Raw genomic sequence first — 13,374 nt, forward strand, 5'->3', positions numbered from 1 at the left:
AAAAATGCAGCTAAAGCTGCATTTTTTGGTGGTTCTTTATTTACGATCACGATAAAAAACATAATGGCTTAAATAGCAGGCTGCGATAAACAGCAAGCAGCCAATAAAGCCCGCCTGCATGTCAGGGTCTGCAGCCATACTCAAACCGGTAATGAAACAGAAGACAAAGCCTAAAATTGGCACAATCGGGTAAAGCGGTGCCGCAAATTTTAAATCTTTTGCTGAATGACCGGCCTTATACCACTCACGTCTAAAGTTAAACTGACTCCAGCAGATGCTCATCCACACAATAACCATTGTGAAGGCTGCAACACCCAGTAGATTCTTGAAAATCGTTTCAGGCGCAAAGTGTTCGGATAACAGGCCGGGAATCGCACCAAACATCGTGACGACCAGTGCAATCACAGGCGTACCACGTTTTGATAAACGTGAGAATACACTTGGTAGCTGGCGTTGATCGGACAAAGACCACATCATACGTGATGCCGCATACAGTCCTGAGTTTGCAGCCGAAAGAAGTGCGGTAATAATCACGAAACGGATAATGTCATCGGCATAAGGAATACCAATGTAGTTAAATACCGTCACAAAAGGACTGCTACTCACGCCTTCACCACCTAAGCCTGCAACTTGGAACGGCAGTAGGGCACTGATCACAATGATGGTACCGACAAAGAAAATTAATAGACGCCAGATCGCTGCATTGATGGCTTTAGGCACGTTTTCAGCAGGGTCTTTGGTTTCACCTGCAGCAACCCCGATCAACTCTGTGCCCGAGAAAGCAAAGTTGACAATCAGCATGGTGGTAAAAATGGGGATCAGGCCTTGCGGGAACCAACCGTGCGCGGTCAGATTGTGGAACAGCGGGGCTGACTCGTAACCATTGAATGAGATCAAACCAAAAATCGCCAATAAGCCTAAAATAATGAAGGCAATGACGGTGACGACTTTAACCAAGGCTAACCAGAATTCCGACTCAGCAAACATTCGGGTTGAGGTCAGATTGAGTCCTAAAATGGTCACGGCAAAGATGATGGTCCAAACCCACATTGAAATATCAGGGAACCATTCCTGCATCAACAGGGCCGCAGCAGTAAATTCGGTGCCTAAGGTCGCGGTCCACGTGAGCCAGTAGACCCAGGAAATCATATAACCTGTGCCTGGACCAATATATTTTTGAGCGTATGCACCAAAAGATCCAGCAACAGGCATATGTACTGCAAGTTCACCTAAACAGAGCATGACCATGTAAGCAATTAAACCACCTAGGATATAGGCAATAATTGCACCCACAGGGCCAGTTTGAGCGATAACTTCACCAGAACCTAAAAATAAACCTGTACCAATTGCACCGCCTAAAGAAAGCATCACTAAATGGCGAGTGCTCATTGCACGTTTTAAAGTTTTTGATTCTGAATGCGTATTCGAGTTGGAAGATTGCATACGACAATTTGTCCAAGCATAGAGAAGCGGCTATTTTATGGAAAATTCGGAAATGTGCAATCTGATTGAAGAAGATTGTGAGAAAAATATAATTATTAGCGTAAAGAATATGGCGTCCCTACGGGGATTCGAACCCCGGTTACCGCCGTGAAAGGGCGATGTCCTAGGCCTCTAGACGATAGGGACAGATGAGGCAACACACGAATGAGCGAAATATAGCGTTTATCTCGATAACGTATTACGATTTCGAGATTCTGGTGGAGCCAAGCAGGATCGAACTGCTGACCTCTACAATGCCATTGTAGCGCTCTACCAACTGAGCTATGACCCCAGAATGTGTGAGCGCAATATTAGGGGGAATGCGCTCACACGTCAATCATTAAACTGAATTAAGTCTCACTATTTGCATCATTTTTCGGCAGTTTTAGTGATTCATTGAGCTTTTCCCAAACTTTCAGTTCTTTCTTGCTTGGTGCACCGACCAGTTCTAAGGCATGACGGAGACGTGCAAAGGTCAAATCTGGACCCAGCGTCACCATGGATTGCATTACTGGGGTGGAGCTTGTTGATCCAGCAATCGCAATAAAGAAAGCAGGCATGAAATCACGTAATTTGATTTCCATCTGGTTGGCCAAGTCCATCAGGGTTTGGCTAACGGTGTCATTGTTCCACGTGAACTGGCTTTCTAGACGCCAGATTGCAAACTGCAAGCTTTGACGCACTTGTTCTTCAGTCAATTTCTTACTTTCAAATTGTTCTTTACTGATTTGAGGCATATGATTGAAGTAGAAACCTGCCCAATTCACGGCTTCAGACAATAAGTGAATACGTGGTTGAATCGCAGCAGCAATCTCTTCAAGTGTTTGACGATCACTTTTCCACGCCAACAAACGGTCTAAAAGCTGTCCTGGCGTCAGTCCTTTGATCCACTGACCATTGAGCCAGTTGAGTTTCTCAACATCAAAGATCGGTCCGCCGAGTGAAACACGTTGTACGTCAAAGTGCTCAATCATGTCATTTAAGGTAAACACTTCACGCTCATCCGGCATTGACCAACCCATGCGACCGAGGTAATTCAACAAGGCTTCAGGGAGGACACCGATGTCGCGATAGTAGTTGATTGAGGTTGGGTTTTTACGTTTAGACAGTTTTGACTTGTCCGGGTTGCGTAATAGAGGCATGTGACATAAGGTTGGCATGTCCCAACCGAAATATTGATACAACAACTGGTGTTTTGGTGCAGAGGGTAACCATTCTTCGCCACGTAACACATGGGTGATTTCCATTAAATGGTCGTCTACAACATTGGCAAGGTGGTAGGTAGGCAAGCCATCTGTTTTTAACAATACTTGCATATCCACTTGTGCCCAAGGAATTTCCACTTCGCCACGCAGCAGGTCGTTGATTTTACAAATCCCTTCTTCAGGCACTTTCATGCGAATCACGTGCGGTTCGCCAGCAGCTAAACGCTGTTGTACTTCTTCTTGTGAGAGTTTTAAACCACGACCATCATATTTTGGTGTTTCGCCACGTGCCTGTTGTTCTGCACGCATTTGATCAAGTTCTTCTGCGGTTGCAAAACAATAGAACGCATGACCTTTTTCAACCAGTTCCAAAGCGTATTGTTTATAAATCCCCATACGTTCTGATTGACGATAAGGTGCATGTGGTCCCCCCACATCTGGGCCCTCTGACCAATTTAAGCCCAACCAACGTAAAGAATCTAAAATCATCTTTTCAGATTCAGGGGTTGAGCGAAGTTGATCCGTATCTTCAATACGTAAAATAAACTCACCGCCGTGCTGTTTGGCAAAACATAGATTAAATAACGCAATATAAGCTGTGCCTACATGTGGAAAACCAGTAGGAGAAGGCGCAATACGGGTACGAACTTTCATAAATGATCGGAGCTAAAATTTAAATTAAAATGATTATAACGAAAAAGCCTAGTCACGGCATGACTAGGCTTGATTTAAATATGTGAAGGGGCACATATTTAAAGATTAAGAAGTATGGGGTTGAAATATGGTCTGAACGAAACGAGAAAAACGTTCATGCTGACTAGCAAAGAAGGTTTGTGTTGGCGTTGTGCGAATCGTATTCAGCATTTTTAACTCGTCATCTGATGACGGTAACATGCTGGTATTACGTTTTTGCTGATCAAGTGCCTTAACAATCAGGCTCGAAGAGGATTTATCAATCGTTCTTATGTTACTGCTTTCTTTAATTGCAGCTGCATGCCCCAGTTGAACAGAACATGCTAAAAACAAGCTTAAGCATAGTGTTTTTTTCAATTTTAATGCTCGCATTGCTCACACCCCTTTATGACTTTGAGTCTACAAGACTAACCAAACTACTATAGTATTGCTTTAATAATACGATTCAAACATAAATCTTAATAAAAAGTAGAACCAAGTCACACTTTTTACAAAAATATAAAAATTGACACATTCTATTCGATATTTATAGCAAATCGCCTACTTTCTATACAAGTGTAATTTAGCAAGTAAATGTGTAGAAAAAGTGGAGGATGATAATTTTTCTCATTTTAGCTGGAAAATAAAGATACCTAGATCAAATATACCGTTCTTATCATATCTAAAAACAGAATAGCAATTGATTTATTTGTATAAACATATGATTGTAAAATATTTTTAAATAAATATAGTGAACACAAACGGGGTGATAGGAGCGAAGAATAAAATGAAAACAGTTATTGCAGCAGCGTTATTGGCTTTGGGTCTGAATGGCGCTGCGCAAGCAGCAACCACTTTTTTAAACGTGTCTTACGATCCTACACGTGAATTTTATCAAGAATATAATCAGGCATTTGGCCAATATTGGAAGAAAAGAACCGGGCAGGATGTGGATTTTAAACAGTCCCATGGTGGGTCTGGCAAGCAGGCACGTTCAGTAATTGATGGTCTGCAAGCGGATGTGGTGACCTTGGCGCTAGCCAATGATATTGATGAAATTGCCAATGCAGGTCTAATCCGTAAAGACTGGCAAAAACAATTTAAAGACAATTCAGCTCCTTACACTTCAACGGTTGTATTTTTGGTACGCAAAGGCAATCCCAAAAATATCCGTGATTGGAACGATTTGACCAAGTCTGGAGTGGAAATCATTACCCCGAATCCGAAAACAGGGGGGGCGCCTCGCTGGATTTATCTGGCAGCTTGGGGATATGCACTGAAGCAGCCAGGCGGAAATGATGCCAAAGCGCGTGAACTGGTAAAAAAACTCTATCAGAATGTCAAAGTTCTCGACTCGGGTGCACGCGGCTCCTTAACCACGTTTGCTGAGCGCGGTATTGGTGATGTGCTATTGTCTTGGGAAAATGAAGCATTATTGGCGACCCAAGGTTTGGGCAAGGATAAATTTGAAATTGTATATCCATCCATTTCCATTCTGGCAGAGCCTTCAGTGGCAATCGTGGATAAAACCGTCGATAAAAATGGTAACCGTCAATTAGCACGAGGTTATTTGAACTTCCTTTATTCACCTTTGGGGCAAGATCTGGCTGCAAAATATTATTTCCGCCCACGTAATCCTCAAGTGGCTGCCAAATATGCACAACAATTCCCGAAGATCAAACTTTTCAAAATTAATGACGTGTTTGGTGGATGGGCAAAAGCGCAGAAAACCCATTTTGTAAACGGAGCAATCTTCGATCAAATTTATGCAGAAAAACCATAGGTCAGACTGCTATTTTGTGTGTGTCTTAATTTAAAAAAGCAAATACAGGCAGTATTTGCTTTTTTATTGACTGAAAAATGATAAGAAAACGGTTTTATCTATGAAAAGTTAAGAATTCTCTACAAAAAGTCGTTTGGTACTGGCATAAAACAAGGTGATAATGTGCAGTTACATTTTTAGCTGTTGATTCATTTCTTATGTCGCATATTTCTGTCTTACTTCATGAAACCGTTGATGGCGTATTGGCAGGCCGCGATACTGGTATTTTCGTTGATGCAACCTTTGGACGGGGGGGGCATACCAAGCTATTACTGTCAAAACTAGATGCCAATGCACGCGTCTATGCTTTTGATAAAGATCCACAAGCCCTTGAGGTTGCAGCACAATTAGAACAAGAAGATCCGCGCTTTAAAATTATTCATGCCAGTTTTGCTGATATTCAAGCGCAGCTCGCTCATATCGGGATTACCGAAGTTGACGGGATTATGGCGGACCTTGGGGTTTCATCGCCACAGCTGGATCAAGCAGAACGTGGTTTTAGCTTTATGCAAAATGGGCCACTGGATATGCGTATGGACAATTCACAGGGTCCAACCGCAGCAGAATGGTTACTTGAAATTGAAGAAGAAAAACTCGCAAACATTATTTACCAATATGGTGAAGAACGTTATAGCCGCCGTATCGCCAAAGCGATTAAACTGGCGGGTGAAATGAGCACTACCGCACAACTGGCAGAAGTGGTTAAAACAGCACATCCAAAGTGGGAAAAGCATAAACACCCTGCAACGCGGACTTTCCAGGCGATTCGTATTGCAATTAACAAAGAACTTGATGATATCGAGAGCTTTTTGCCGCAAGCTGTAAGCTTGTTAAAAGCAACAGGGCAGTTGGCAGTGATTAGCTTTCACTCTTTGGAAGATCGTTTAATCAAGCAGTTTATTCAAAAAGAATCGAGCTTACCTGAAGATTCGGGTTGGGGCATGCCTCAAGCACAGGTGGATACTCGACGTTTAAAGAAAGTTTCTCGTATTCGTGCGAGTGAAGCAGAAGTGAAAGCAAATCCTCGTTCGCGTAGTGCATGGCTACGTGTTGCAGAGCGCTTAGGGCAAAAAGGCTGAGAATGAACAACAACAATGACGAAGACCTTATATCAAGCAGCAGAAAGGGACTGAAAAAGGTTGCTGTTTATGCTGTACTCGTTGCATTGGTATTTATCAGTGCGATGATGGTGGTGTTTCAAGTGTTTGAATATCGGCATGATTATCGTGACTTGAGTGCCTATATGCGTGAAAGAGATGATTTAAACGCTGAATGGGGGCGTTTGCTGATTGAGCAACAGACCTTCGGGGCAACTGCCCAGATCGGTTCACGTGCAGTGACGCAACTCCGTATGTTTTCACCACCAGCGACGCAGACGGTCGTGATTTCTTTACCTATGACTTCAAAGCAAGATAAATAAGGCATGCTGTATGGCAGATAAGCGAAGTAAACCAATACGAAAAAAACAGCAGTCCATTTCTGAAAGACCGACCCTTGCTTTGGATATGTGGCGATTTTACTTGCTTTGGGGTGCAGTGCTGCTGTGCTTTGTGGTACTGGTTGCGCGTGCATTCTATGTGCAAGTGGTGAATAAAGACTTTCTGCAAAATAAAGCCAATGCCAATATTTTACGTACCGAACGCTTAGAAGCGATGCGTGGTGTGATCAGTGACCGTCATGGTGTTCCTTTGGCGATTAGCACGCCAATCATGAAAATTGTGATTGATCCAAGAGACTATTGGGAAACTAAGCAGCAATTTGATGAAATTACTGCTGAGCTAAAAAAAGATCCACATAACCGTAAATTAAAACGTCAATTGCCCGATAAAAATTTAAATCTGGATGAGTTGGCGGATGCTGTTGGTGTTGACCGTGCGGATTTGAAAAAGCAAATGCAGGCACGTCCACGCTCACGTTATTTGGTGCTACAAAAAGAAATTCCACCGCAGCAAGCGGATTTAATTACCAAGCGTAATTTCCAAGGGGTATATGCCGAGAAAAGTTATAAGCGCTATTACCCGCAACCACAACCGAATGCACAGATTATTGGGTTGACCAATAGTGAAGGGGTGGGAATTGAAGGCTTGGAAATGCAACTGAATAAACAGTTGTCTGGAGTTGATGGCGAGCAGAAAATCATTCGTGATAAAAAAGGCAACCGCCTTAAAGTCTCAGAAGTAATTAAAGAAGTAGAATCAGGCGAAAATGTTACCCTGAGCATCGATTCACGTCTGCAATATATCATGTATCGTGAATTGACTGCAGCAGGTGTCGCCAATAATGCACGTTCGGCGACTGCGATTGCGGTTGATGTGAAAACGGGTGAGATTTTGGCAATGACCAGTTGGCCATCGTACAACCCGAACGACAAAAATGGTCTCAATAATAAAGACGCCATGCGTAACCGTGGTGCGATTGACATGTTTGAACCAGGTTCGACCATGAAGCCATTTACAGTCGCAGCAGCGTTGGAAAGTGGTAAATATACGCCGAACACTATTGTTAATACTTCACCCGGCTCAATGCGTTTAGGCTGGCATACCATCCGTGATACACATAACTATGGTGCATTAACGGTTTCAGGGGTAATCATTAAATCTTCGAACGTAGGCTCGGCTAAAATTGCGCTATCTCTGCCCAAAGACACGGTGCCGTCCTTCTTTAGACGTGCAGGCTTTGGTCAACGTTCGGCGGTCAAATTCCCGGGTGAAAGTGCAGGTTTATTGTACTCGGGTGACAAGCTGAATCCTTCTCAATTGGGTACGATGGCCTATGGCTATGGTTTGAATGCGACTATTTTGCAGGTTGCACAAGGCTATGCCATGCTGGCCAATCATGGTGTGCAAATGCCATTGAGTCTGCGTAAATTAGATAAAGCCCCTGAGGGCAAGCAGGTTCTTGCACCTAAAATAGCGGATCAAGTCTTAACGATGCTTGAGCAAGTGACTATGCCAGGCGGAACCGCAAAGCAAGCAGTGATTCCAGGTTATCGTGTCGGGGGTAAAACAGGAACTGCACATAAATTGCGTGCAGACCGTAAAGGGTATTCAAACAATGAATATCGTGCTTTGTTTGCTGGGGTTGCCCCGATCAGTGATCCGCGTCTGGCCATGATTGTAGTGGTGGAAAATCCGCAAGGACGTTATTACGGTGGTCTTGTTGCTGCTCCAGTCTTTGCAAGAATCATGCAAGAATCATTGCGTCTGCTGAATGTGCCTTTAGATAAGCCACTTGATACTTCTATAAAATCCAATCCGTAGGTAGATTATGTCGATTAGTTTTCAACAGATACATCCGATCAATATCGATGCGGCTTGGTATACGCAACCTTTTACAGGGTTTTGTCTGGATAGTCGCAAAGTCAGCACAGGGCAAATTTTTATTGCCCTAAGTAGTTATAGCCAACCTGAAAAAACTCGTCAGTTTGCACAAAATGCCTTAAATGCAGGTGCATTGGCGATTATTAGTGAAGTTGAATTGGGGCTAGATAGGGAATGGGTCTGTTCAGATGTTCGTTATCGAATGGGTGAATGGCAAAAGCAATATTTGCAAGCGCTTGATCCTGTCGTGCCATTGCGAGGCATTGCAGTGACAGGAACCAATGGTAAAACCACCATTTCTCGTTTAATTGCGGAATTGGTCAGCTCACAAGGGCAAGGTTGCGCTGTAATGGGAACAACGGGCAATGGTATTTTGCCAGATTTAACCCCATCAACGCATACCACCTTGGATGCATTGCAATTGCAACAGGCACTACATGACTATGCCAAACAAGGGGCGAGTTTTGTTGCATTGGAAGCCAGCTCACATGGTTTGGAGCAAGGCCGCCTGAATGGCTGTGAACTCGAAATTGCAGTATATAGCAATTTAAGTCGCGACCATCTGGATTATCATGGCACTTTAGACGCCTATGCTGAAGCCAAAGCTTTGTTATTCAAGTTTACGACTTTAAAAGCTGTGGTCATTAATCTGGATGATGAACATGGGGCTCTGATGTTGGCGGCGGCGAGAGCCAATCCAGCACAACCTAAAATTTTGACGTATTCCTTAACGCAAGCGACAGCGGATTATCATATTGCGGACTTACAGTATCGTCTGAGTGGAGCAAGTTTTAGCCTGATCAGCCCAAGCGGTTCGTATGTAGTACAAAGTCCATTACTTGGACAGTTTAATGTTGAGAACTTACTGGCAAGTTTGATTGCGGCTGAGTATGCAGGTTTTGCCTTGGCTGATCTGATTCAGTTTGTGCCTCAGCTTAAAGGTGCTCCAGGCCGCATGCAGGTGATCCAAGATACATCGCGTTTGTTTGTAGTGGATTATGCACACACCCCAGATGCCTTGATCCAAGTGCTGACCACGCTAAAGCGCCACGTTACGGGTCAGCTTTGGGCTGTCTTTGGTTGTGGTGGTGATCGTGATCGGGGTAAACGTCCTTTGATGACGCAGGCTGCGCTTGATCATGCCAATCCTGTGATTCTCACATCAGACAATCCACGAACTGAAAATCCTGAACAGATTTTTGCAGATATGAAACAAGGCATCAACTTTGTACAACATGTGATGCATGAAATTCATGATCGTCGTGAAGCGATTAAATTTGTGGTGGCTCAGGCGCAAGCGGGAGATATTGTCGTGATTGCAGGTAAAGGGCATGAGAACTATCAAGAAATTGATGGGGTCCGTCATTGGTTTGATGATGTGGTGGAGGTGCAGTCTGCCATTGCAACACAGCTTCATGCTGTCGATTCAGCTTATTCTGCGCAATAGGTTTAAAAGGTAAAAAAGCGTATGCATACTTCAACCACCAGTACCGTTCCATTACAACCTTGGACAGCAGAACAATTACAGCAGGCGACTCAAGGTGAGTGGTACAAGCAAAATCTGCCTCAGGGTGAAATTAAGCGTATTTTAACCGACTCACGTCATGCAGAAGCTGGTGATGCTTTTCTTGCCTTAAAAGGTGAGCGTTTTGATGCGCATAATTTTGTGGCGCAAGTGGCAACGCAAGGGTGTCAAATTGCGATCGTAGAGCACCCGATCGATGCAAATATTGCACAGTTAATCGTAAAAGATACCCGCTTGGCTTTGGGGCAGCTTGGTGCTTATCGCCGTCAACAGAATCCGCAACTGAAAGTGATTGCTCTGACAGGCAGTAGTGGTAAAACCACCACCAAGGAAATGCTTGGTAGCATATTATCCCGTCTGGCCCCGACCTTAATTACCCGTGGCAACCTCAATAATGATTTGGGTGTACCGATGATGCTACTTGAGTTACGTCCAGAGCATCAATATGCGGTAATGGAACTGGGTGCCAGTCATCAAGGCGAAATTGATTATACCTCGGATCTGGTTCAACCGCATGTGGCAGGTATTTTAAATATTGGCACAGCACATCTCGGTGAGTTTGGTGGTCGTGATGGCATTTGTCGTGCCAAGTCCGAGATTTATGCGCATATCTTACCGCAAGGCACTGCGATTGTTCCTGCGCAGGATGATTATGCAGCACGTATCCGTGCAAATGCGCAATCACATTCAATTTTAAGTTTTGGTCATGGAGGGGATGTTTATACAACTGAGATTCAGTTACATCCCCAATCTGCACAATTTAAACTGCATACGCCACAAGGCGTACGCGTGGTGAATTTACCTTTTGCAGGTGCCCATAATGTACAGAATGCAGCAGCAGCGACCGCATTTGCCTTGGCAATCGGCATTGCACTGGATGATATTGTGCAAGGTTTGGAACAGGCACAAGGGGCAAAAGGTCGTTTGAACTTTATTCAACACCAAAATCATCTATTTATTGATGATACTTATAATGCAAATCCAACGTCTATGCGTGCAGCGGCACAGGTTTTGCTGCAACAGCAAGGCTTAAAAGTCATGGTGATGGGAGATATCGGGGAGTTAGGTGAAAGTAGTTGGCAAGAACACCATGATCTGGGGAAAGACTTAACCGCTTTGCCTTTAGATCAATTGATTGTCGTCGGTGAGTTTGCTGCAGCTGCTGAACAGGGTTCCAGCCATGCGGAAAAGTTACATGCTTTTGCTTCTCAAGCAGATGCATTGCCGTTTTTAATTAATTTAGTCCAAACACATCAACCCCAGTCAATGAGTTTCCTGTTCAAGGGGTCTCGTTATACCCATATGGAAACGTTGATGACTGACTTGATGGAGAAAATTTAAATGTTGTTATGGTTATTTGAGCAATTGGCGGGCTATAACAGTTCGTTTCAGGTTGTTCGTTATTTAACATTGCGCTCTTTGTTGAGTTTACTGACTGCCTTGACGATCGGGCTGGTTTTAGGGCCAGTGATGATTCGTAAATTACAAGCATTAAAATATGGTCAGGCGGTGAGCTCGTTTGCACCTGAAAACCATGCCAAGAAAATGGGGACACCAACCATGGGCGGGATTTTAATCCTGCTTTCGATTGGGATCAGTACCTTGTTGTGGGCTGATCTATCCAATCCTTATGTCTGGATTGTGCTCGGCGTGATGGTGGTATTTGGTGCAGTGGGTTGGGCGGATGACTGGATTAAAGTCCGTTATAAAGACAATGCAGGTTTGCCAGCGCGTAAGAAATTTTTCTGGACTTCAGTGGCATCTTTGGGTGCAGGCATTGCCTTATATCTAATTGCGAAACAACAAGATAGTCTTCACCATACGGCAGATATGCTGGATCTACTGATCCCGTTCTTTAAGAATCTGTCCATTCCACTTTCGGCTGTGCCATTCGGTTTAGCTTTTATTGGCTTCACTTATCTTGTTATTAATGGTGCCTCCAATGCGGTCAACTTGACCGATGGTCTGGATGGTTTGGCGATTATGCCGATTGTGATGGTGGCAGCCGGTTTAGGGGTATTTGCTTATCTATCAGGCGATATTCGTTTTGCTGAATATCTGCATATTCCTTATGTAAAATATACCTCGGAACTGGTGGTAATCTGCTCTGCTATGGTCGGTGCTGGTTTAGCCTTCCTCTGGTACAATGCACATCCAGCCCAAGTATTTATGGGGGATGTGGGTGCATTGGCACTTGGAGCCATGCTTGGCACGATTGCGGTAATGGTTCGTCAGGAAATCGTATTTGCCATTATGGGCGGTGTTTTTGTGATGGAAGCAATTTCGGTCTTCTTGCAAATCGGTTCATTACGTATGCGTAATAAGCGCGTATTCTTGATGGCACCTTTACACCACCACTATGAAAAGCAAGGCTGGAAAGAGACGCAAGTGGTTATCCGCTTCTGGATTATTACCATTTTCCTCGTTGTATTGGGTCTAATGACGCTAAAATTACGTTAAACCATGATTCAAGAAAGAAGCTGGTGATGACCAGCTTTTTTTATGTTTGGAGAAAATAGATGAGTTTATTGATGTGTCCTGTTTGTCGCCAAGCCTTGAATTTGGTCGCGAATTCTTGGCAATGCGAAACAGGGCATCATTATGATGTTGCCAAACAAGGCTATGTCAATTTGCATGTAGTACAACACAAGCATAGCAAGAACCCAGGAGATACAGCTGAGTCGGTATTGGCACGCCGTGAGTTCCTGCAAGCTGGCTTTTATCAGCCGCTACAACAAGCCGTTGTTGCATTATTGCAGCAGCTCCAACCACGCGCTGTTTTAGATATTGGTTGTGGTGAGGGATATTATACCAGTGCCATGCAAGCACATACTCAGCAGTGTATAGGTGTGGATATTGCCAAAACTGCGGTACAACGCGCTGCGAAATTAAATACAAAAGTGACTTGGGTTGTGGGAACAGGGGCAACATTGCCCGTTCAGGATCACTCGATGGATCTCTGTACCAGCTTATTTAGTCCCATTCCACAAGATGAAATCGTTAGAGTCTTAGCTGATGATGGCCACCTAATCGTAGTCACACCTGCACCAAGGCATCTTTTCGATTTACGTGAAGCCCTGTTTGAACAAGTCAATTTACATGAGCCGCAGAAGTTTGTGCAGCAGTTGGAGGCTCAGTTTGAATTAAAACAGGCTCAAATTGTTGAAGCGCCAATGCAATTGGAACAACAGGCTTTAAAGAACTTAATCGCGATGACCCCTTATGCATATAAAGCGAATCCTGAGCGACGTAAAGCACTGGAGCAAGCACAGACCTTTGAGGTGACTGCTGCTTTTCAAATTTATCTGTTTCAGAAAAAAAACAAGCCATCAATTTGATGGCTTGTTT

General features: G+C 43.9%; 10 protein-coding genes, 2 tRNA genes and 1 pseudogene. 8 read left to right on the forward strand and 5 right to left on the reverse strand.

Features of this window, described 5'->3' with window-relative positions; genetic code table 11:
- Positions 1 to 36: 36 nt before the first annotated feature.
- The 5 genes from NQU59_RS04835 to NQU59_RS04855 all read right to left on the reverse strand — a co-directional run bounded on the left by NQU59_RS04835 (position 37) and on the right by NQU59_RS04855 (position 3,752).
- The gene (locus NQU59_RS04835) at positions 37 to 1,443 is read right to left on the reverse strand and encodes an amino acid permease (protein WP_257065235.1); all 1,407 of its coding nucleotides are present in this window, start codon (positions 1,441 to 1,443) and stop codon (positions 37 to 39) included.
- 110 nt (positions 1,444 to 1,553) lie between these two features.
- Positions 1,554 to 1,629: transfer RNA gene (locus tag NQU59_RS04840), tRNA-Glu, on the reverse strand.
- Between the two features lie 69 nt (positions 1,630 to 1,698).
- Positions 1,699 to 1,774, reverse strand: a tRNA-Ala gene (locus NQU59_RS04845).
- A 58-nt stretch (positions 1,775 to 1,832) separates the two neighbouring features.
- Positions 1,833 to 3,341 (reverse strand): glutamate--tRNA ligase, encoded by a 1,509-nt coding sequence (gene gltX, locus NQU59_RS04850; protein ID WP_043973327.1) that lies wholly within the window; start codon positions 3,339 to 3,341, stop codon positions 1,833 to 1,835.
- 105 nt (positions 3,342 to 3,446) lie between these two features.
- Complete coding sequence (locus NQU59_RS04855; RefSeq protein WP_043973329.1) at positions 3,447 to 3,752, reverse strand: hypothetical protein; 306 nt, start codon at positions 3,750 to 3,752, stop codon at positions 3,447 to 3,449.
- A 394-nt stretch (positions 3,753 to 4,146) separates the two neighbouring features.
- Here NQU59_RS04855 and NQU59_RS04860 point away from each other — a divergent pair, with 394 nt between their 5' ends.
- The 8 genes and pseudogenes from NQU59_RS04860 (at position 4,147) to NQU59_RS04895 (ending at position 13,364) form a co-directional block, all read left to right on the forward strand.
- A complete protein-coding gene (locus NQU59_RS04860) occupies positions 4,147 to 5,142 on the forward strand; it encodes a sulfate ABC transporter substrate-binding protein (RefSeq protein WP_096911218.1) in 996 nt (331 codons plus the stop codon).
- 197 nt (positions 5,143 to 5,339) lie between these two features.
- Complete coding sequence (gene rsmH / locus NQU59_RS04865) at positions 5,340 to 6,260, forward strand: 16S rRNA (cytosine(1402)-N(4))-methyltransferase RsmH (protein WP_257065236.1); 921 nt, start codon at positions 5,340 to 5,342, stop codon at positions 6,258 to 6,260.
- Positions 6,261 to 6,262: 2 nt separating this feature from the next.
- The gene (gene ftsL, locus NQU59_RS04870) at positions 6,263 to 6,601 is read left to right on the forward strand and encodes a cell division protein FtsL (RefSeq protein ID WP_005275798.1); all 339 of its coding nucleotides are present in this window, start codon (positions 6,263 to 6,265) and stop codon (positions 6,599 to 6,601) included.
- Positions 6,602 to 6,611: 10 nt separating this feature from the next.
- Positions 6,612 to 8,445 (forward strand): annotated as a pseudogene (gene ftsI, locus NQU59_RS04875) (penicillin-binding protein PBP3).
- 3 nt (positions 8,446 to 8,448) lie between these two features.
- Positions 8,449 to 9,948: a UDP-N-acetylmuramoyl-L-alanyl-D-glutamate--2,6-diaminopimelate ligase gene (locus NQU59_RS04880; protein ID WP_151837928.1), complete on the forward strand. Its 1,500-nt coding sequence runs from the start codon at positions 8,449 to 8,451 to the stop codon at positions 9,946 to 9,948.
- Between the two features lie 21 nt (positions 9,949 to 9,969).
- A complete protein-coding gene (locus NQU59_RS04885) occupies positions 9,970 to 11,367 on the forward strand; it encodes a UDP-N-acetylmuramoyl-tripeptide--D-alanyl-D-alanine ligase (protein WP_257065237.1) in 1,398 nt (465 codons plus the stop codon).
- Positions 11,368 to 12,486 carry a phospho-N-acetylmuramoyl-pentapeptide-transferase gene (gene mraY, locus NQU59_RS04890; protein ID WP_257065238.1) on the forward strand — a complete coding sequence of 373 codons (1,119 nt, stop codon included), beginning with the start codon at positions 11,368 to 11,370 and terminating at the stop codon, positions 12,484 to 12,486. It begins immediately after the preceding gene.
- A gap of 59 nt (positions 12,487 to 12,545) precedes the next feature.
- Positions 12,546 to 13,364 carry a putative RNA methyltransferase gene (locus NQU59_RS04895; RefSeq protein ID WP_005238355.1) on the forward strand — a complete coding sequence of 273 codons (819 nt, stop codon included), beginning with the start codon at positions 12,546 to 12,548 and terminating at the stop codon, positions 13,362 to 13,364.
- Positions 13,365 to 13,374: the final 10 nt, after the last annotated feature.

Source organism: Acinetobacter colistiniresistens (assembly GCF_024582815.1).
Lineage (GTDB): Bacteria > Pseudomonadota > Gammaproteobacteria > Pseudomonadales > Moraxellaceae > Acinetobacter.